The sequence below is a fragment of the Emticicia fontis genome (assembly GCF_054779675.1).
Genome location: NZ_BAAGXU010000064.1, coordinates 279,249 through 298,227, shown reverse-complemented (window position 1 = coordinate 298,227; position 18,979 = coordinate 279,249). Strand labels below are relative to the sequence as shown.

The following is an 18,979-nucleotide window of genomic DNA, read 5'->3' as shown; positions in this document are numbered from 1 at the left end:
TAATGATTAGTCTTTATTTTTGAATACTCATTCACCCTAACAAATTACCATGTTGAAACCTGTTTTATTGACTAAGCGCTGGCTCATTTGCTTAGTACTATTATTCTGTTCTGCCTACTATCCCCTATCCGCCCAGCAAGATACTACGATTATCATCAAAGTTTTAGGAGGATTGCAATTTGATTTGCCACGTTTCGCTGTCAAACCAAATACAAGGGTAACCATTACCTTAGACAACCATGACGACATGGCTCATAATCTGGTAGTGACACAACCTAACTCACGTGTTAAAGTAGTTGACGAAGCGCTAAAATTAGCGGAAAAAGGCGCTAAAATGGATTATGTACCCAATTCACCCTTAGTAATTGCCCACACCAAAATTCTGGAGCCCGGGAAGATGGAAAGTATTACTTTTCTTGTAGATAAAGAGGGTACATACCCTTATGTATGTACGTATCCGGGGCATGGCTATGTGATGTATGGAGCCATGTATGTAACAAACCAGCCGTTGCCGCCCATTGAAAAAGATTTAAATGTACCTGAGGCACTCCGACAAAAAAATGGTGCTATGACAAGCCATGCGGGCCATCAGATGGCAGCTCCCTCACCCCATCCTTATCCGCTAAAATACCCACTGCATTATCGCACCTTTATGCCCGATTGTAGTCCGGCAGCTATTGCAGTAGCTATGACCGAAACTGAATCATATTGTTTTGATGCCGGGAAATGTTATTTAAGATATGCCTGGTCGGGTGGCTTTGTAGATAATAGTGAACAATGGAAAGGCAATGGCAGTAAATTGACGAAAGTAGTAGGAGAGATTTATTGGAGGGATAATACAGGATTCCCCTTTAGAATAGGTACTACGGAAAACACTCCAGAAGTCCATTTCAAAGGCTACCATTTTACGAATCGATTACCAACATTCAGGTATTTATTAAATGATATTGAAGTAAAGGAAACCATTACACTGTTGCCAGATGGTGCCGGATTGAGCCGAACTTTTACCTTCAAAAATAATAAGCAGCCGCTTTTCTTTGTTACCAAAGCTGATGATGGCATTACCTACAAAAGTTCAACAGGTAAATTTAACGATGGCGTTTTGAAGATTCCTGCAGGAACACAGAAGATAACCCTAACCATGAAGAAATAAAATGAGAAAGATAAGATATATAATAGCATTAATGATTGGTTTGCTATTCGCTGAGAATAGTTTTGCCAGATACTTTGCTCCTAAAGATTCAGCCGCAGATTATTATACTGTTGAAAATATACCCTTACCTGAAGGATTGATTGCCGAAACCGGAGCCATTGGTTTCATGCCAGATGGCCGTTTCATCGCCTGTTTTCATAGAGGCGAGATTATGACTTATAATCTGAAAACCAAAAAATGGAAACTCTTTGCAGAGGGAATGCACGACCCATTGGGTATTTTAGTAGTCAATGACAGAGAAATTTTGATTATGCAACGCCCTGAGTTGACTCGTATCAGAGACACAGATGGTGATGGTGTAGCGGATGATTATGAAACGGTAACTGATGACTTTGGTTTATCGGGCAATTATCATGAATTTGCTTTCGGGCCTGTGGCTGACAAACAAGGAAATCTGTTTATCGCTTTAAATTTAGCTTCCAATGGTGCTGGAATCCGGAAAGAAATCAGAGGAAAATATGATTCTCTTTCTCGTCCGGGTCGTATGTATTCTTGTGTGCCTTATAGAGGCTGGATTATGAAATTGACTAAAGATGGTAAGCTTCATCCTTATGCAGTGGGTTTTCGTTCGCCCAATAGTTTAGGATTTGATGCCCAAGGTCGTTTGTTTGTTTCAGATAATCAAGGCGATTGGCTAGGAACAAGTAAGCTATTTCATGTAGAAGAAGGAAAATTCTACGGGCATCCTGCCGGTTTAATATGGAAAAAAGATTTCCCACGAGTTGTTCCGATTACTTTACCAGTGCCCAAACTGGATAGTATGCGAACCAAAGAATCGATTCAGTTTCCACATGGATACTTTGCCAACTCTCCTACCCAGCCCATCTGGGATAATACCAAAGGAAAATTCGGTCCTTTTGCCGGACAAACGATGGTAGGCGATATGGATCATAAATATGTGATGCGAGTCCTTTTAGAAGAAGTTGGTGGCGCTTTGCAGGGGGCATGTATTCCAATGAATTTTGGTTCGAAAATGCGTATTGGCAATAATCGTCTGGTTTTTGCGCCAGATGGCAGCCTTTGGGTTGGACAAAACGACCATGGCTGGGCAGGTTCGAGGGGTATTCAACATATCAGTTGGAAAGGAAAAACCCATCTGGATATTATGTCTATGAATCTGACCAAAACCGGATTTGATTTGAGCTTTACCCTACCATTGAATGAGGAAGCAGCGAAAGATTTAGCCAATTATAAATTCAAACGTTTTTATTATGAGTATCATCAGGCGTATGGTTCTAAGCAATTTGATGTACAGGATATTGCAGTAAAATCAGTGAAACTATCAGCTGACCGCAAGAAAGTTTCAATTGAATTGGCCGACATGAAAGCTGGGTATGTATATGAACTGCGCACTGGTGATATAAAAACCAACGACGACAAATACTTATTTAATAACCTTATCTGTTATACATTAAACAAACTGCGGGAATAGATTTTTAGACATAAAAGCAGAATACGATTGAAAACAGTTTCATAACTGACAAATATCATATTCATTTGTGCTTTTATAGAAGAATTTTGTGCCACGAACCATTTTGACTTTAAGATGCCAATTGTTTCAGCAGAAGAAGCCCTGAGAGTAATTAAATCGGGCGATAAAATTTATGTTCATAGCGTAGCGGCTGCTCCGCAATACCTATTAGAAAATTTAGTAAAGCGCTCAGGTGAACTAAAGAATGTAGAATTATATCATTTACATACAGAGGGAGATGCGCCCTACACACGCGAGGAGTATGAGGGTATTTTTCATACCAATGCCTTCTTTATAGGCAAGAATGTGAGAAAAGCCATTGAGGAAGGAAGAGGAAGTTATATTCCGGTATTTTTATCTGAAATCCCGCGGCTTTTCAAGCAAAAGATTATCAAACTTAACGTTGCCTTAATTTCTGTTTCACCACCGGATAAAAATGGTTTCTGTTCCTTAGGCACCTCTGTTGATGCTACCTTGGCAGCACTCGAATCGGCTGATATTGTGATTGCCCAAGTGAATAAATTTGTGCCCCGAACCTTAGGCGATAGTCAGATACACAGCAGCAAAATCAATTACCTTGTGCCATTTGATGCACCTTTGCATGAGGTTTCATGGGGAAAACCCACTGAAATTGAGCAGAAAATTGGCGATCATGTGGCCTCTTTGGTTGAAGATGGGGCGACCTTACAGATGGGTATCGGTAATATTCCAAACGCTGTTTTGTCTGTCTTGGGTAATCATAAAGATTTAGGTATTCACACTGAAATGTTTTCTGATGGAGTGATTCCATTGGTTGAAAAAGGAGTTATCACCGGAAAATTCAAGAAAAAACATAAAGGCAAGATTGTCTCTACCTTTCTTTATGGAAGCAAAGAATTGTATGATTTTGTGGATGATAACCCGCTAATCACTATGCTTCCGGTTGATTATGTGAATGATACCTCAATCATCAGGCAAAACCCAAAAGTTACTGCTATTAACAGTGCTATTGAAATTGATATTACCGGGCAGGTTTGTGCCGATAGTATTGGTTACAAGATGTATTCAGGTGTTGGCGGTCAGATGGATTTTATCAGAGGGGCGGCTTTATCAGAAGGTGGTAAAGCTATTATCGCATTGCCTGCGGCTACCAAGTATGGAGAATCTAAAATTGCAACCCATCTGAAAGAGGGTGCCGGGGTTGTAACCACCCGTGCGCATGTACATTATGTTGTAACCGAATATGGCATTGCGTATTTGTATGGTAAGAATCTGGTAGAACGTGCCAAAGAATTAATCAAAGTGGCTCATCCCGACCATCAGGAAAGATTAGAAAAAGAGGCGTTTGAGCGATTCAAGCATCAATATTCTCAGGGTGTTTATACATATTTGTAATTTATTCATAAAGGTCATTAATTTCAGCGAAAAGAATGCATTTGTTGTTAATTTTGGGTTATCTAAAATTAACAACAAATGAAATTATTGCTCTTACTATTATTCTCTCTCATAACCTTTACAAACTTCGCACAAAGTCCTTTACAGTTAATCAATCCAAGCGCTGTTGCTACGCCCAAAGGTTATTCTCAGGTTGCTAAAGTTGATTTGGGAAATGTTACGATGTTACTCATTTCAGGGCAAGTTCCATTAGATAAGCAAGGAAACCTTGTTGGGAAAGATGATTTTGCCAAACAAACGGAACAAGTCTTTATCAATATTAAAAACATCATAGAAGAAGCGGGGGGAAACATGGACCATCTGGCCAAGTTGAGCTATTTTATCCGGGATGTAAGTAAAATACAACAAGTAAGGGAGGTGCGGGATAAGTACGTAAATACTAAAACGCCACCAGCCAGTACTTTGGTTGAAGTAAGTAAATTATATCGGGATGATGTGCTGATAGAAATAGAGGCCACTGCCATAATCCCTAAGAAATAAACTTTATGGATACGCAATTTTTAGCTACTTTCGGGAATTAATCTAAGCCACCTGTTTATCAGCCAAGTACAGTTGCTAATTGAATCAATCAGTAAAGCCCGAGCTGAGTATTTATCAGAAGTAAATAGTCTTATAGAACCACAAATACCTCTATTTTATGAACATGAATAAAATTTTACTATTGTTTTTCTCTTTTTCCTGTCTGGCCTCTTGTATTGGCAAGGGTGAAGAAATTCCGCTTATCAAAACGGGTAAATTAGAAGTTGGTCAGACCTATGTCTATGATTATGGAGATGCCCGTTATGAAGTGAAATGTTTATCAGATACCACATTACGATGGGAATGTGTTTTTGGTGAAGAAAAAGGGAGATACGAGACCGATAGATATTATCAGAAAGAATTAGAGGGCAACAGTGTATTTGTAACCTGGGCAGAAGCAGATGGGATTGGTGTAAGTCAGGTAATTGATTTTAATAAAAACAAAGTACAATCTTATTTATTAATAGATAAAAAAATTGAACTGGCTGAAGCCAAGATAAGCAAGAAATAGCCATTAAAATGATATTCAGAACAGCTACTAAAGCCGACGTTCCATTTATTGTTGAAATGCTTGCTAACGATAAACTCGGGAAATTGAGAGAAGATTATCGTGAGCCATTACCTGAAAAATATTACTCAGCTTTTGAAAATATCAATGCTGACCCCAATCAGGAATTGATTGTGGTAGAAAAAGAGGGAGAGGTTATCGGTACTCTGCAATTAAGTTTTATTCAATATCTTACCTATCAGGGAGGTATCCGGGCACAGATAGAGGCTGTAAGAATAAGAGAAGATTTAAGAGGCGGGGGAATCGGACAACAAATGTTTGAATGGGCAATTGAACGTGCCAAAGAAAGAAAGGCACATATCTTACAACTCACAACAGATAAGAGTCGCCCTGAAGCATTGCATTTCTATGAAAAACTGGGCTTCAAGGCGACTCATGAGGGTTTGAAATTACATTTTGAGATAGCTTAATTTCAAGAATTCCTATTTCAATTTGTTTATGCTTATTTTTTATCCAGAACAATCCAACGATTCAGGGTATTATGTGGCATCTCTATTACAACTTTATAGAAAGAAGAAGTATAAGGGGTTACATCAATGGTAGCTTTTTCGGCTCCAACTGGTACTTTTTTAATTAGTACATATTTATCTGTTTTGCCTGTATTGAAATAATTGGTTGTACTTAACCATATTTTAGCCTGACCTTTTTTATCAATGGCTTTCCACGTTAAATCAATCTTCTTATCTTTCAATTGAGCTGTTGGCTGCACGGCTGAAACTTTGCCTGTTAATGGTGCGCCATCAATTTCGAATTGTCTGTCGCGAGGAAAAGTGATACCCATAAAAGAGGCAATAGAGGGCATAATATCAATAATGCCCGGCTGGTAGTTTTTGAAATACTCATTCAGATTTTTAGCGCTGGTAACCATCCAGGTAGCTCTTTCTCTGTCTGACTGTCCGCCATGGCCTTTACCTGTTTTGGCATCACGTCCGTGGTCAGTTGTGATATAGATAACCCATTCTTCCTTAAAATTCTTTTCACGATATTGAATGGCCTGCCATACACGACCTACTTGCGAATCCATCTGCTCAATAGCTGAATAAAACTGAGGGCTATCTCCATATTTATGTCCCATATCGTCAGTAAACTCCAGATAAACCCAGGTCAAATCAGGCGCATCGGTTCTGATCGAATTGGCTGCTTCGGTTGAAACTTTTTCATCTATCTTATTGATGTATTTGCTCTCTTTATCGTGTGGATAGTTTACGGTATCCAGTTCTAAGCCGTCTACATGATAATTAGTCATGATATTACCCGTTTGTGGCAAGTCCTCTCCTACCAGTTTGGTACGGTTATCTAACCAGGTTGAAAAAACAGCCGTTTTCTTTTTCGGGTATTGTTCTTTGAAGAAACGGAATATCGTCCAGTAATTATAGTTAGGGGCTTTAATGTCATTTCCCCATACATTGTGTTTATTCACCCAGGTTCCTGTCAGCAAACTATTATAACCTACTGCCGAGATGGTTGGAGTCTGTGAGTATCCTCCTTTTTCACCACCTACATAAGCACGGGCATAGCCACCTACTTTGGCAATAGAATCCAGATAAGGTTTCTTTACTTTTTCAATAACATCATTCGGAATACCATCAACAATAATAAATACTGCTTTTTTGGTGGTTTGTGCCTGACTACCAATGGCACAAAATAATACAAAGAGTGAAATCAGAACTTTTTTCATAAGGCAGTAAACGATTATTGCATTTTTCTTGAATGCAAAGATAGCCAAACAATATTCCTGCTTTTAGCAAGATATATGAAATATATATTAAATGTAAAAGGTAAATCTAGTCTCTGGAAAATACGTACTCCCCTGTACCAAACGGCATCAATATTAATTGCTTATCAGTCAACGACTTGATTTTTATTAACTGTCCATTAGATGATGACATACATAAAGCACGAATCCGTACGTCTCCATTTTCCATTTCATAACCGCCGCCACCACAACCTAAAAAAGCATATTCTACAGGAATTGTACTCTTATAAGTTTCAGTAAAACTACCTTTGCTTGAAAACTCCACAAAAACTCTTTTGCTGTCGGGTACGGTCGTATTGTCACAGGAATTTGTTCCTGTAGGTTTGCAATAAGAGATAAGTCTCCATTTCCCTACAATTAAATTATCCGGGTCAAATTTATCTTCCTTGCAGGCAAAAAGTAAACTGAGAAGCGCGAGTGTGAGTAATTTTTTCATAAAAGTGTTAGTTAGATGGATAATCCTGACGGTTTACAATATTAGCTAAAAGCTTTGAAGGAAGCAAAGGTATTCTCCTTCGAAGATTAATTATCTTTGCCTTACCATCCGTTAAATCACCCGATCCATGAAGAAAACTCATTTATTAATCCTCCTTTTACTTTGCCTGATATACCACCCCACTCATGCGCAAACGATAGCCGAACCCTGGTGGATGCGCAATAATTTAAGGGTGATTCAGGTAAATCTTCCGGCTTATGAAGCTGCTACACTTAACCCGGATTCATTAGTAAAAGATTTAATCAATTATTCAGCTAATACCCTCATTATCAATGCCGGAGGTATTATGGCCTTTTATAACAGCAAACTTGATTTCCATTATATCAATCCCTATATGAAAGATGATATGCTGGCGCAGGTAGTTAAAAAGTGTCATCAGCATCATATTAAGGTAATTGTTCGCTTCGATTTTAGCCGTGTGCATGAAAGCATCTTCAAAGCCCATCCTGACTGGTGTTATATTTCTCCGAAGAATGAGCGTATTATCAATACAGATATGTATGTGGTTTCTATCAATGCGCCTTATGTGCAAGAGAAAGCTTTTCAGATTATTGAAGAAGTAATTGATACTTTTCCTGTGGATGGAATTTTCCTGAATATGCCCGGCTATCAGGTAAATAACCCATATGAAGGAAAATATCATGGCATCGATCAGAATGATTCTGATAAAAAAGCTTTTGCCCAATATAGCAATGGACTGACTCTACCCACTGTAGAAGACAAAGCTGACCCAGTTTATCAGAAGTATCTGGAGTTTAAGAAAAGTACGATAGAAAATTGGTCAGAACGCTTACATGAATTAGTAAAATCAAAAAGTAATCAGATTGCTATCTGTACTTATCTGGATAAACACGTAGATATTATTCGTCATGAATCACAGACGAATAGTCTCCCCTATTGGCCTTATAGTGCTTCTGACAACGTAAATAATGCGAAAAATTCCTTTCCTAATCATATTATCAGCAATGCCAGTATCCAGCAAATCTCATTTCAATCCAGATATAATGCTGTTGAACCGGAAGAAGTCGGAATCAGACTTTATGAAAATATTGCCAATGGTTCAGGTTTGGATATCAGCCTGATGGGTGATATGCGTGGTTATGAAGATGAGCGGAATTTTGCCGTAATAAAAAAGATATATGCACATCATAAAAAGTATGAGCCGTATTTTGGTAATTATACATCTGTGGCTCAAATTGCTTTGATTGCGCCGGGTTCCTGGCCGAGTGGAGAACCTATGCAGGAATATAGAGGAATACAATTAATGCTGAAAGAAGCACATCTGCCTTTTGATATTATTGAAGATGCACAGATAGCCAATCTGAAAGAAAAACTTCAAAAATATAAGTTGATTATTCTGCCCGAAATCACCTATCTGAAACCGGAAGCTATTGCACTTTTAAAAGAATTAAGTCAAAAGGGTGCAAATCTGATAGCCACAAACCGAAGTTTTTTTGATTCTCCGGAAACTTTGCAGGAATTATTCGGGGCAAAAATTATTAATAAAGACCATGAAGGGAGTGGTTTTTATCTATCACCTGATAATAAAGACTTATTCAAGAGATTCAAGCAGCAAAAAATGCTTTTCTGGAAATTCAATCTGGGTTTATATGATTTATCGGGGACAGATAAAACCTATTTGCCGATTCTTAGTAAAGGCAGACCTGGCCCACCTGAAATTATTGGCGGGCATGACCCTACCAGCTATTATGCAATGGGTGTAAAACAAAATCCTAAAAGTAAAAATGTTATTTTACCTATCAACCTTGGGAAGTTATATTACCTGCATGGCTACGAGCAACATAAGAATATTTTGCTGGATATTATTGATTATGTATTTCCTGAAAACGGGCAGATTGTTCAGACTAATGCACCAGAGCGTATAGAAGTTATCTTACAGGAATACAAGAAAAATACTATCAATACAGTCAGTAAAAACCCAAGTGATGGGTTGATTTTACATTTAGTGAACCTGACAGGTTTTAGTGGCAATACCTATTTTAAGGCATTGCCAGTATATAACACAAACTTTAAAATCAAAACTGATTTCAAGCCTTCCAAAGTATTTTCATTGAATACAAATACTCCCATTCCATTCCAATGGAAAAATGGTTTTATCAGCTTCAAAATCAATAAAATTGAAGATTTTGAGGAAATTGTCGTGAATAGATAAGTGGCAAAAATAAATTACTAGCGTAAAGGAATAAGCAATATTTGATTCCAGTTACTGATAAAAAACCACATCATTATTAATTAAACCCACATCATGCGAGCTACCATCTTATTCATTGCTTTCCTTATTTCTTTACACGCTTCCGCACAAATTGATTTAGTAAGTCCTTTCAAAGATTGCGAGTTAGAGGGCAGTACAACCATTTATGATTACAAGAACAAAAAATGGGTAATGAGCAACAGCGCCGATGCCCGTGTTGAAACCCTGCCTGCCTCAACTTTTAAAGTAATCAATTTATTAATAGCCTTGGAAACAGGTGTTATTAAAGATGAAAACGAGATGGTAAAGTGGGTTGGTAAAACGGATACAACACTTTATGGCTATCGCCCTGATATTTATAAAGATATGACAGTAAAAGAAGCCTTTGAGGTATCAGCGGGTTGGGTATTTATTGAATTAGCCAAGAAAATCGGCAAAGAAAGATACAAGCAATACTTAAAACTTTGTAAATATGGTAATCAGAATCTCACACAAAAAGATGCGGATTTCTGGAATTTTGGTGAGTTTGCCATTTCACCTGTCAATCAGGTTGAGTTTCTGACAAAAGTTTATGAAGAAAAACTGCCTTTCTCGAAAAGAAATATTGCGATTCTGAAAAGGGTCATGGTTACCGAGAAAACTGATACTTATAGTATAAGGTCGAAAACTGGCTGGACTAGAGTTGACGGCAATGATTGGGGCTGGTGGGTTGGCTATGTAGAGCGTAATGATAATGTTTATTTCTTCGCTACGAGAGTCATTAAAAAACGGAGCACAGTCAACAATAGATTCAGTCAATGCCGCAAAGACATCACTAAAAACATATTGAAGCAACTAAAAGCCATAGAATAATTGTTCATCTGGTGAATAGTTTTTAAATCTATGCCATCAGAACTGGAGAATTATTATCTGAAACAAACAGAGCCTATCCAAAGTTGCTTATTGGCGCTCAGGAGTATCATCATGGGTATTAGCCCCTTGATTACTCATGAGCGCAAATATCAGATTCCTTTCTTTTATTATAAGGGCAAGAAATTATCTTATCTATGGGTTACCAAAAAGAAATTACAGGTGGGTTTTATTGAAGATAAATGTTTGCAGGAGCCCATTGAAGGCGTAAGATTAAAAGACAGATATCAAAGTATAATTGTTAACCCGAAAGAAGATATTCCGATGGAAATCATCGTTGAAAACCTGAAAGAATTGATACTTTTATATGATAAATTAGGATGATGGGACAAACAACTATATCAAGTATATCAAAATCAGGTATCTTCTTTTCATGTGCCGAAAAAAGTTATATAGTAAAGGAGCACGTAGTACCTGAGCACGTGCTTACGCATGTATTTTCGGGGAGGTTATTAGTAACTGAGGCCAGTAGAGTTTATACCATTGAAGAGGGTGATACAGTGTTGTTTCGTAAAAATCATCTGGCAAAAATTACCAAATTCCCAAATGATGCTACTACTTTCAAATCAATCAGTATATTTTTCACTACTGCATTCCTACAGAAATATTTTGCTACACATCCCAAAATAACGGATGGTAATCAGGACAGTGTCAGACAATTAAATAAGCATCCGCTTTTAGATAGTCTCTTTAATTCCTTATCTCCTTATTTTGATTTTCAGGACAGTTTGCCAGAAGAATTGGCAGAAATGAAATTAATGGAGGCCATGACAATTCTAAGGAAAATTGATACCAAAGCAGAAGCTATTCTCGCCGATTTTGCTGAACCCGGAAAAATAGACCTTTCAGGATTTATGCAGCAAAATTATTCATTCAATATCCCTATGGAGCGTTTCGCTTATTTGAGTGGTCGTAGTTTAGCTACTTTTAAAAGAGATTTTCAGAAAATATTTAATTTACCTCCTCAAAGGTGGTTATTGCAGAAAAGATTAGAACGTGCGCATTATCTCATTGCCGAAAGAAAACGTAAGCCTTCTGATGTTTATCTGGAAGTTGGCTTTGAAAATCTTTCTCATTTCTCCTTCGCATTCAAACAAGCCTATGGGTATAATCCCTCCGGTTTAGCTGAGCCTTCAACCAAAGTATCTTTGAGCTTCTGACCAAAGTAATACGTATCTATACCCGCTACTTTTGTACTGTATTTAAACAGTAATAAAAATGAAAAAAGTAGCTTTAATAACCGGTGCTTCCGCCGGAATGGGGAAAGAAACCGCTAAATTATTAGCCCGGAATGGGTATATAGTCTATAGTGCTGCACGAAGAATTGCTCAGATGCAAGACCTTAAAAATCAGGGCATTAGAGTATTATCGATGGATGTATCTGACGATGCTTCCATGCGCAAAGGTGTTGACGAAATCATCAAAGCAGAAGGCAGAATAGATGTGCTTGTCAACAACGCAGGTTTTGGTTCTTATGGAGCTATAGAAGATGTGGCTATTGAAGATGCCAGATATCAATTGGAAGTAAACGTTTTTGGCCTGGCAAGGCTCACGCAATTGGTTCTACCCTATATGCGGAAACAAGGTTCTGGCAAGATCGTCAATGTTACTTCGATAGGTGGTAAAATGGCAACACCTATGGGTGGTTGGTATCATGCCAGCAAATTTGCAGTGGAGGGCTTGAGCGATAGTTTAAGACTGGAAGTAAAACCCTTTGGAGTAGATGTGATTCTGATTGAGCCGGGTGGCGTGAAAACCGAATGGGCAGGCATTGCCATGGATAGTATGGTAAAAGTATCAGGCCATACTGCTTATCAGAGTATGGCTAATAAAGCACTATCAGTTGGTAGAGGAGGGCAAAAGAATTATGCAGAGCCCAGTTTAATTGCAGAATTGATATTGAAAGCCATTACTGCGAAAAAACCAAAAGCGCGGTATGCAGCGGGTTATATGTCAGGTATTATTTTATTTATGAAAAAATGGTTGAGTGATGGTATGTTCGATAGAATGATTATGAGCCAGATGAAATAAGCATTGCAAGAGGATTAAGAATAAGCGTATAGAATTTTATAGTATATTTGGGCAAAGTACTGTTATTCGTTTTACGTAGTGAGGGTAGCGAACAGACTACCTTTTGCTATTTCAATCTTATTCTATTATGCAAAAAATCCTTCCATATTCTTTAATTGTTCTAACTGCGCTGATTTTCGCTGCGTGCGGTAAATCCGAAAGTACATTTGACGTGCAAGACGGGCTTAGTTCTTTTAATAAAGACAGTCTGACGAAATATATTATCACGCTGGCTTCGGATGAATTTCAAGGTCGTCGCCCATTTACAGTTGGCGAAACTAAAACAGTGGAATATCTTACCAACACGCTTAAAAACATGGGTATTGAGCCGGGTAATGGCAATGAATACTTTCAGAAAGTCCCCATGGTTGAAATTACACCAACCTGTGACCCTACGATGAAAGTAAGTTCAGCCAAAGGTAGCTTTACTCTAAATAACATGAGTGATTATGTTATCTGGACTGAAAATACTGATTCGGTGATTTCATTGAAAGAGGAAGATGTTATTTTTGCAGGTTATGGGGTTGTAGCACCCGAATACAACTGGAACGATTATGCCGGGCTTGATGTAAAAGGCAAAGTGGTAATGGTGATGGTGAATGATCCAGGGTTTAGTTCGGGTGATACAACCATGTTTAAGGGTAAAGAAATGACCTATTATGGCCGTTGGACTTATAAATTTGAAGAAGCAGCCCGACAAGGTGCCAAAGGCTGTTTAATTGTACACAATGAAGCAGCAGCTTCTTATGGATTTAGTGTTGTGCAGAACTCATGGGGTAAATCTCAGCAACATTTAGATACCAGAGGTAGCAAAGAATATCGTTGCCCGGTAGAAGGATGGATTACTGAAACTGCCGCTAAAAAATTATTGAACACCATTCCTAATGGAGAAACGCTTTTAGCCAAGGCTAATGAAAAAGGATTTAAACCTGCACCATTGAATCTGAAAGTTTCTACTTCGATGAAAGTAAAAGCGGTATTCAATGAATCAAAAAATGTGATTGGTAAAATAACTGGCGCTACGCGTCCGAATGAATATATTATTTATACCGCCCATTGGGATCATTTTGGTATCGGGAAACCAGATGCGAAAGGTGATTCTATTTATAATGGGGCTTTAGATAATGCCAGTGGTACAGCCGCGATACTAGAAATTGCCCGTGGTTTTAAAAGCATGAAAAATAAACCTGAACGTAGTATTGTCTTTTTATTCGTGACAGGTGAAGAACAAGGTTTATTAGGGTCAGCTTATTATGGACAAAACCCGGTTTATCCTGCCAATGAGACAGTGGCTAATCTTAATATTGATGTAATCAATAATTTTGGTTCAACAAAAGATGTTTCTATTCCGGGTGGAGAAGGGCAGTCTGAACTGGAAGATTATCTGAAAAAAGAATTAGAGAGCAAAGGCAGATATATTGCGCCGGAGGCACATCCTGAGGCGGGCCATTACTTCCGTTCTGACCATTTTAGTTTTGCCAAAGTGGGTATACCTGCCTTAACTATTGGGGGTGGTATTGATGCTATCCCGCAAGGCAAAGAATATGGGCAAAAACAACAGGAGCTCTACAACGATAAATTTTATCATCAGACTACAGACCAATACGATGCCTCAACCTGGAAACTGGAAGGTGGTTTAGAGGATACAATTCTATTATTCCAGATAGGAAAGAAACTCGCTTTTGAAACTACCTGGCCTAGTTGGAAAGAGGGTTCTGAATTTAAGGCATTGAGAAAAAAATAATTAGCGGAGAATGAATAAATCAACAGAAACAAACAGGCCGGCGGCCATTACTTTTGTTTGCACAGCTGCTTTTGTGTGGGCATCATTATCAATTCCTTTGATATTCTTTAGTAGTAGTAAATCTATCGGATCCTGGTATCCACCCTATCTGGCTTTTTCTGTAGTTGTCAGTTATATAGGTGCTTTTGGTATCTGGTCAATGCGGAAATGGGGAGCTTATGTTTATTTTGGCTTCAATGTCATTAATCAGGTGATATTAATTAGTATGGGTATGTGGTCATTGTTCTCTATCCTGATTCCTGCTATCGTAATCGGAGTAGCTTATACGCATCTGAAAAGTATGCATTAATAGCGCTAAAATGTTATCTAACAAAATCGCCACTCTGGAAATCCAGAGTGGCGATTTTATTTATTTCAAAACCTTAATTTCTCATTTATCCGGATTCAATAAATCGTAGAATTGATCTAATTTCGGCATCAAGATAATACGTGTACGACGGTTAGTTGCACGTCCTTCTGGTGTATCATTGCTTGTTAAAACGTTGAATTCACCTCTACCGGCTGCAATCAATCTGTTTGGATCAACTTTGAAAGTACCTTGTAGTGCTCTTACAACTGAAGTAGCTCTTTTTGTACTTAAATCCCAGTTGTCTGTCAAACACTCAGTGTTGATAGAAACATTGTCAGTATAGCCTTCAATCATTACCTCTAAATCAGGACGTGATTGGATGATTTGTGCAATTTTACCTAATACCTCGTTAGCTCTGCTTGAAAGTTTGTAGCTTCCGCTTGAGAACAACATTTTATCAGAGATATTTACCATTACTACAGTTTTGTCAACTTTAATATCTACATCTTTTTCGTCTATACCTGCGCTCAATACGCGAGTCAAGTTAACAGCTAAAGCTAAGTTGATTGAATCAGCTTTAGTTCTGGCCGCTTGCAGACGGTTGATATATTTATCTTTTTTCTCTAACTGAGCTAAAGTTTTGTCGATATTATCGTTAGCTGCTTTAGAAAGAACTGTCAAATTACCAACTTGTTCCATTTGTTTGTCACGTAGGCTTTTCAAGTCGTTAATCTGATCTCTTAAATCTTTGATTTGAGAATCACGTTGCTGAATATCGCTTGTTGTAGCTGTACGTAAGCTTTCTCTTTCCTGTTCAGCTTTTGCTAAACGGTCTTTGAAATCTTGTACCTGGTCACCACATTTTACTAAGTCAGCTTGTGATTTTTCATACTGTTGTTGTAGACCTGTGTATTTTTTCTTCGCTACACAAGACGACATAAAAACAGCCACTGCAATAAAAAATAGGAATTTAGACGGGGTTCTCATACACTAATCTACTTTGTGTTTAGGGTTTAAATTTTCGCAAATTTCGAAAATTATGAATTAATAAAAAATTAAATATTCGGCACCTGATTGTTTTTTAGTAATTAGTACTATTGCTTGACAAAAAAGTACTATTTCTTAACTAAAAATCATTAAAATCAATGGGGAATTTATAAATTCTTAATTCTGGTTTTCAGATGAATTCAGAAAGCAACCTCAATTCAGTCAATTTTACGTATACCTTTCCCTATTTGTTTCGAATCTCGATGATACTTTACCAGAACTTTTTATGTCATCTTTTTTTTTAATATTTTTTTTGAAAAATTTTCGCAAAAAAAGTTTTACAAAAAAAAGTAGGAGATGTTTTTTCTATCCGAAAAAATTAATGACAAGCCTGATTTTAAACAATTTATTTTTATAGAATCATTAAACATTTTAAAACAAAAGCCTGACAATCAATTGATTATCAGGCTTTTCCAATTCTGCTTCGCAGCGATTTAGTGACCCTAAGGGGAATCGAACCCCTGTTTAATCCGTGAAAGGGACTTGTCCTAACCGCTAGACGATAGGGCCGGCTGGTTCCATTTATCATCTGCGTTTCCGAATTGGTTTGCAAAAGTACTGCTTTTTTTTTACAATGCAATAGCTCACCAAAAAAAAATCAAAAAAATTTCAATTTTTTTTTTCTCAACCATTTTCAAACTGAAAAATCCTATATTTGAGAAATATTAAAAACCTATCCAGATTGGTATGAAAAAAATCCGCTTGATTGCTTTACTCTTCATTAACATCCTATGGGCGAATGCTCAAACCACTAAAACTCCCGATGAATTTCTTGGCTATAAATTAGGTTCTAAATTCAGCTTTCATCACCGCATTGTAGACTATGCAAGATATGTGGCATCGCAGAATCCAACACAAGTAAAGATTTTTGATTATGGTACTACATTCGAAGGCCGACCATTGGTATTAGTCGCGATAGCAACTCCTGAGAATTTATCAAAGCTAGATGAGATACGTACTTCTAACTTAAAAAGTATTGGCTTGTTGGAAGGTAAACCTACCACTAAAGTTCCTGCTATTGCCTGGTTAAGTTATAATGTACATGGCAATGAGGCAGTAAGTTCAGAGGCAGTTATGCAAGTACTTTATGAATTAGTGAATAAGAACAATTCTACCACGCAGAATGTATTAAAGAATACAGTGGTTCTTCTGGACCCTTGTATCAACCCTGATGGACGTGATAGATATGCTCAATGGTATAACCGCGTATCGAATCAGGGCTTTAATGCTACTCCTTTTGCAGCAGAGCATAACGAGCCATGGCCGGGAGGACGTTTCAATCACTATTTGTTTGACCCCAACCGTGACTGGGCATGGCAAACACAGGAAATTACGATGCAACGCGTGAAAATGTATAACCAATGGATGCCACACTTACATGCAGATTTTCATGAAATGGGTGTGAATACGCCTTATTATTTTCCGCCATCGGCTCGTCCTTATCATGAAGACTTGACTACCTGGCAAAGAGAATTTCAACAAACCATTGGCGATTACAATAAAAAATATTTCGATAAAAATTACTGGTTATATTTCTCGAAGGAAAACTACGATTTATTGTACCCAAGTTATGGAGATACTTATCCATCCTATAACGGAGCTATTGGTATGACCTACGAGCAAGGTGGTGGCGGACGTGCCGGTATTGCAATTGCTAAAGAAGACGGTGATACTTTAACACTATCTTATCGTATCTCTCACCATTTCTCGGCTAGTATGGCTACCCTAGAGGCAATTTCTTCAAGAGCTGATAAAACGGTTGAAGAGTTTATAAAATTCTTTGAAAGAAACAAAAATAATCCGGTTGGTACTTATAAATCATTTGTCTTGAAAAGCAAAGGCAATGAGGCAAAAGTAAAAGCTTTGGCTGGTTTGTTAGATAAATTACAAATCACTTACGGCTATGCCAGCAAGGAGGCATCTGCTTCGGGTTTTGGTTATCAAAGCCTGAAAGATGAGAGTTTCAAGGTAGAAACTAACGATTTAGTGATTAGCACCCATCAACCTAAAGGCACTTTTGTAAAGATTTTATTTGAGCCTAAAACAGTATTAGAAGATTCTTTGACTTATGACATTACTGCCTGGGGCTTACCTTATGCCTATGGTTTAAAAGCATTTGCTACCAAAGAAAAGCTATCGGTAGGTAATCCTCAATCGAGCAATATCATTCCCGCTTTGACTGTAGAAGGAAAACCTTATGCCTATATTGCTTCTTATAGTTCATTTGAGGATGTGAAATTCTTATCACAGATTTTAGCTAAGGGAATCAAAGTACGTTTCAACGAAAACCCATTTGAAATGGGCGGTAGAAAATTTGAGGTTGGGTCGATTATTATTACCCGAACCAATAATTTACGATTGGGTGATGAATTTGATAAAATCGTTCAGACAGCGGCTAAAACTTTCAATATTAATTTATTGCCGTCTAACTCGGGAATGGTTACTACAGGAAATGACTTTGGTTCAAATTCGGTTAATGTCTTGAAAAACCCTCGTGTAGCTGTTATTTCAGGCGATGGTGTAGTTCCTACTGCTTTTGGTGAAGTATGGCATTTCTTTGAGCAACAAATCAATTATCCGATTACGGTTATTGAAGGTTCTACTTTCAGCCGTGTGCCACTTGACCAATTAGATGTATTGATTTTGGCTGATGGAAATTATGAAAGAATCTTTGGTAATGGAGATGCCTTGAAAAAATGGATTCAAGGTGGTGGAAAAGTAATTGCAATGGAAGGTGCAACCAGCTATTTTGCAGATAAAGATAGTTTTGGATTGAAACGCAAAAAAGACAATTCGGCGAGCGATAAGCCTGAATTGAAAACTTATGGCGCAAGAGAGCGCGAAAGTATTTCAGAACAGGTGGTAGGTGCAATTTATAAGGTTGAGATTGACAAAACTCATCCCCTAGGCTATGGTACTGATGGCAGTTATTATCTATTGGCTCGTGATCCTTACAATTTTGATTATATAAAAGATGGCTGGAACGTGGGGTATCTGAAAGACAATAATTATGTAACCGGATTTGTAGGTCAGAAAGCCAAAGATAAAATGAAAAACACGCTGGTTTTTGGTGTCCAGGATTTAGGTAGAGGTAAAATTGTGTATATGGCTGATGATCCGATTTTCAGAGGTTTCTGGTATAGTGGTAAGTTGATTTTTGGCAATGCAGTATTTTTAGTGTATTAACATAA

At 37.7% G+C, this 18,979-nt stretch carries 17 protein-coding genes and 1 tRNA gene; 14 read left to right on the top strand and 4 right to left on the bottom strand.

The window, feature by feature from the left end; translation table 11 throughout:
• Window positions 1–49 precede the first annotated feature (49 nt).
• The 6 genes from ACYVFA_RS25050 to ACYVFA_RS25025 all read left to right on the top strand — a co-directional run bounded on the left by ACYVFA_RS25050 (window position 50) and on the right by ACYVFA_RS25025 (window position 5,615).
• On the top strand, window positions 50–1,153 hold the full coding sequence (locus tag ACYVFA_RS25050) for a cupredoxin domain-containing protein (protein WP_460474601.1): 1,104 nt from the start codon (window positions 50–52) through the stop codon (window positions 1,151–1,153).
• A 1-nt stretch (window position 1,154) separates the two neighbouring features.
• The gene (locus tag ACYVFA_RS25045; protein ID WP_460474600.1) at window positions 1,155–2,645 is read left to right on the top strand and encodes a DUF7133 domain-containing protein; all 1,491 of its coding nucleotides are present in this window, start codon (window positions 1,155–1,157) and stop codon (window positions 2,643–2,645) included.
• 114 nt (window positions 2,646–2,759) lie between these two features.
• Window positions 2,760–4,058 carry an acetyl-CoA hydrolase/transferase family protein gene (locus tag ACYVFA_RS25040; RefSeq protein WP_460474599.1) on the top strand — a complete coding sequence of 433 codons (1,299 nt, stop codon included), beginning with the start codon at window positions 2,760–2,762 and terminating at the stop codon, window positions 4,056–4,058.
• A gap of 78 nt (window positions 4,059–4,136) precedes the next feature.
• A complete protein-coding gene (locus ACYVFA_RS25035) occupies window positions 4,137–4,598 on the top strand; it encodes a RidA family protein (protein WP_460474598.1) in 462 nt (153 codons plus the stop codon).
• A 163-nt stretch (window positions 4,599–4,761) separates the two neighbouring features.
• Window positions 4,762–5,148, top strand: a complete 387-nt coding sequence (locus ACYVFA_RS25030) for a MoaF-related domain-containing protein (RefSeq protein WP_460474597.1) — start codon at window positions 4,762–4,764, stop codon at window positions 5,146–5,148.
• An 8-nt stretch (window positions 5,149–5,156) separates the two neighbouring features.
• Window positions 5,157–5,615, top strand: coding sequence for a GNAT family N-acetyltransferase (locus tag ACYVFA_RS25025; RefSeq protein ID WP_460474596.1), 459 nt, complete (start codon window positions 5,157–5,159; stop codon window positions 5,613–5,615).
• Between the two features lie 32 nt (window positions 5,616–5,647).
• On the opposite strand, the gene ACYVFA_RS25020 is transcribed toward ACYVFA_RS25025, so the two are convergent.
• Complete coding sequence (locus tag ACYVFA_RS25020) at window positions 5,648–6,883, bottom strand: alkaline phosphatase family protein (protein ID WP_460474595.1); 1,236 nt, start codon at window positions 6,881–6,883, stop codon at window positions 5,648–5,650.
• A gap of 106 nt (window positions 6,884–6,989) precedes the next feature.
• Entirely contained in the window at window positions 6,990–7,397 is a 408-nt protein-coding gene (locus ACYVFA_RS25015; RefSeq protein WP_460474594.1) for a lipocalin-like domain-containing protein, read from the bottom strand.
• Window positions 7,398–7,524: 127 nt separating this feature from the next.
• On the opposite strand from ACYVFA_RS25015, the gene ACYVFA_RS25010 reads away from it, so the two are divergent.
• The 7 genes from ACYVFA_RS25010 (at window position 7,525) to ACYVFA_RS24980 (ending at window position 14,741) form a co-directional block, all read left to right on the top strand.
• Window positions 7,525–9,630, top strand: coding sequence for an alpha-amylase family protein (locus tag ACYVFA_RS25010; protein WP_460474593.1), 2,106 nt, complete (start codon window positions 7,525–7,527; stop codon window positions 9,628–9,630).
• Window positions 9,631–9,723: 93 nt separating this feature from the next.
• Window positions 9,724–10,521: a penicillin-binding transpeptidase domain-containing protein gene (locus ACYVFA_RS25005; RefSeq protein ID WP_460474592.1), complete on the top strand. Its 798-nt coding sequence runs from the start codon at window positions 9,724–9,726 to the stop codon at window positions 10,519–10,521.
• 30 nt (window positions 10,522–10,551) lie between these two features.
• Complete coding sequence (locus ACYVFA_RS25000) at window positions 10,552–10,902, top strand: DUF1801 domain-containing protein (protein WP_460474591.1); 351 nt, start codon at window positions 10,552–10,554, stop codon at window positions 10,900–10,902.
• Window positions 10,899–11,738, top strand: coding sequence for a helix-turn-helix domain-containing protein (locus tag ACYVFA_RS24995; RefSeq protein ID WP_460474590.1), 840 nt, complete (start codon window positions 10,899–10,901; stop codon window positions 11,736–11,738). The genes ACYVFA_RS25000 and ACYVFA_RS24995 overlap by 4 nt, the downstream gene beginning before the upstream one ends.
• 58 nt (window positions 11,739–11,796) lie before the next feature.
• The gene (locus tag ACYVFA_RS24990) at window positions 11,797–12,609 is read left to right on the top strand and encodes an oxidoreductase (RefSeq protein ID WP_460474589.1); all 813 of its coding nucleotides are present in this window, start codon (window positions 11,797–11,799) and stop codon (window positions 12,607–12,609) included.
• 127 nt (window positions 12,610–12,736) lie between these two features.
• The gene (locus tag ACYVFA_RS24985) at window positions 12,737–14,392 is read left to right on the top strand and encodes a M28 family peptidase (protein WP_460474588.1); all 1,656 of its coding nucleotides are present in this window, start codon (window positions 12,737–12,739) and stop codon (window positions 14,390–14,392) included.
• Between the two features lie 10 nt (window positions 14,393–14,402).
• Window positions 14,403–14,741, top strand: coding sequence for a hypothetical protein (locus ACYVFA_RS24980; protein WP_460474587.1), 339 nt, complete (start codon window positions 14,403–14,405; stop codon window positions 14,739–14,741).
• Between the two features lie 81 nt (window positions 14,742–14,822).
• Here the strand turns inward: ACYVFA_RS24980 and ACYVFA_RS24975 are convergent, their stop codons facing one another.
• Window positions 14,823–15,728: an OmpA/MotB family protein gene (locus ACYVFA_RS24975; RefSeq protein ID WP_460474586.1), complete on the bottom strand. Its 906-nt coding sequence runs from the start codon at window positions 15,726–15,728 to the stop codon at window positions 14,823–14,825.
• Window positions 15,729–16,226: 498 nt separating this feature from the next.
• Window positions 16,227–16,298: transfer RNA gene (locus tag ACYVFA_RS24970), tRNA-Glu, on the bottom strand.
• A 177-nt stretch (window positions 16,299–16,475) separates the two neighbouring features.
• Between ACYVFA_RS24970 and ACYVFA_RS24965 the strand changes: the two genes are divergently transcribed.
• On the top strand, window positions 16,476–18,974 hold the full coding sequence (locus ACYVFA_RS24965) for a M14 family metallopeptidase (RefSeq protein WP_460474585.1): 2,499 nt from the start codon (window positions 16,476–16,478) through the stop codon (window positions 18,972–18,974).
• Window positions 18,975–18,979: the final 5 nt, after the last annotated feature.

Bases quoted from the DNA above. Each gene is read 5' to 3' on its own strand.
- ACYVFA_RS25045 (WP_460474600.1), top strand. From the start codon at position 1,155: ATGAGAAAGATAAGATATATAATAGCATTAATGATTGGTTTGCTATTC.
- ACYVFA_RS25035 (WP_460474598.1), top strand. From the start codon at position 4,137: ATGAAATTATTGCTCTTACTATTATTCTCTCTCATAACCTTTACAAAC.
- ACYVFA_RS24995 (WP_460474590.1), top strand. From the start codon at position 10,899: ATGATGGGACAAACAACTATATCAAGTATATCAAAATCAGGTATCTTC.
- ACYVFA_RS24985 (WP_460474588.1), top strand. From the start codon at position 12,737: ATGCAAAAAATCCTTCCATATTCTTTAATTGTTCTAACTGCGCTGATT.
- ACYVFA_RS25020 (WP_460474595.1), bottom strand. From the start codon at position 6,883: ATGAAAAAAGTTCTGATTTCACTCTTTGTATTATTTTGTGCCATTGGT.
- ACYVFA_RS25005 (WP_460474592.1), top strand. From the start codon at position 9,724: ATGCGAGCTACCATCTTATTCATTGCTTTCCTTATTTCTTTACACGCT.
- ACYVFA_RS24990 (WP_460474589.1), top strand. From the start codon at position 11,797: ATGAAAAAAGTAGCTTTAATAACCGGTGCTTCCGCCGGAATGGGGAAA.
- ACYVFA_RS25010 (WP_460474593.1), top strand. From the start codon at position 7,525: ATGAAGAAAACTCATTTATTAATCCTCCTTTTACTTTGCCTGATATAC.
- ACYVFA_RS25040 (WP_460474599.1), top strand. From the start codon at position 2,760: ATGCCAATTGTTTCAGCAGAAGAAGCCCTGAGAGTAATTAAATCGGGC.
- ACYVFA_RS25025 (WP_460474596.1), top strand. From the start codon at position 5,157: ATGATATTCAGAACAGCTACTAAAGCCGACGTTCCATTTATTGTTGAA.
- ACYVFA_RS25015 (WP_460474594.1), bottom strand. From the start codon at position 7,397: ATGAAAAAATTACTCACACTCGCGCTTCTCAGTTTACTTTTTGCCTGC.
- ACYVFA_RS24980 (WP_460474587.1), top strand. From the start codon at position 14,403: ATGAATAAATCAACAGAAACAAACAGGCCGGCGGCCATTACTTTTGTT.
- ACYVFA_RS25050 (WP_460474601.1), top strand. From the start codon at position 50: ATGTTGAAACCTGTTTTATTGACTAAGCGCTGGCTCATTTGCTTAGTA.
- ACYVFA_RS24965 (WP_460474585.1), top strand. From the start codon at position 16,476: ATGAAAAAAATCCGCTTGATTGCTTTACTCTTCATTAACATCCTATGG.
- ACYVFA_RS24975 (WP_460474586.1), bottom strand. From the start codon at position 15,728: ATGAGAACCCCGTCTAAATTCCTATTTTTTATTGCAGTGGCTGTTTTT.
- ACYVFA_RS25000 (WP_460474591.1), top strand. From the start codon at position 10,552: ATGCCATCAGAACTGGAGAATTATTATCTGAAACAAACAGAGCCTATC.
- ACYVFA_RS25030 (WP_460474597.1), top strand. From the start codon at position 4,762: ATGAATAAAATTTTACTATTGTTTTTCTCTTTTTCCTGTCTGGCCTCT.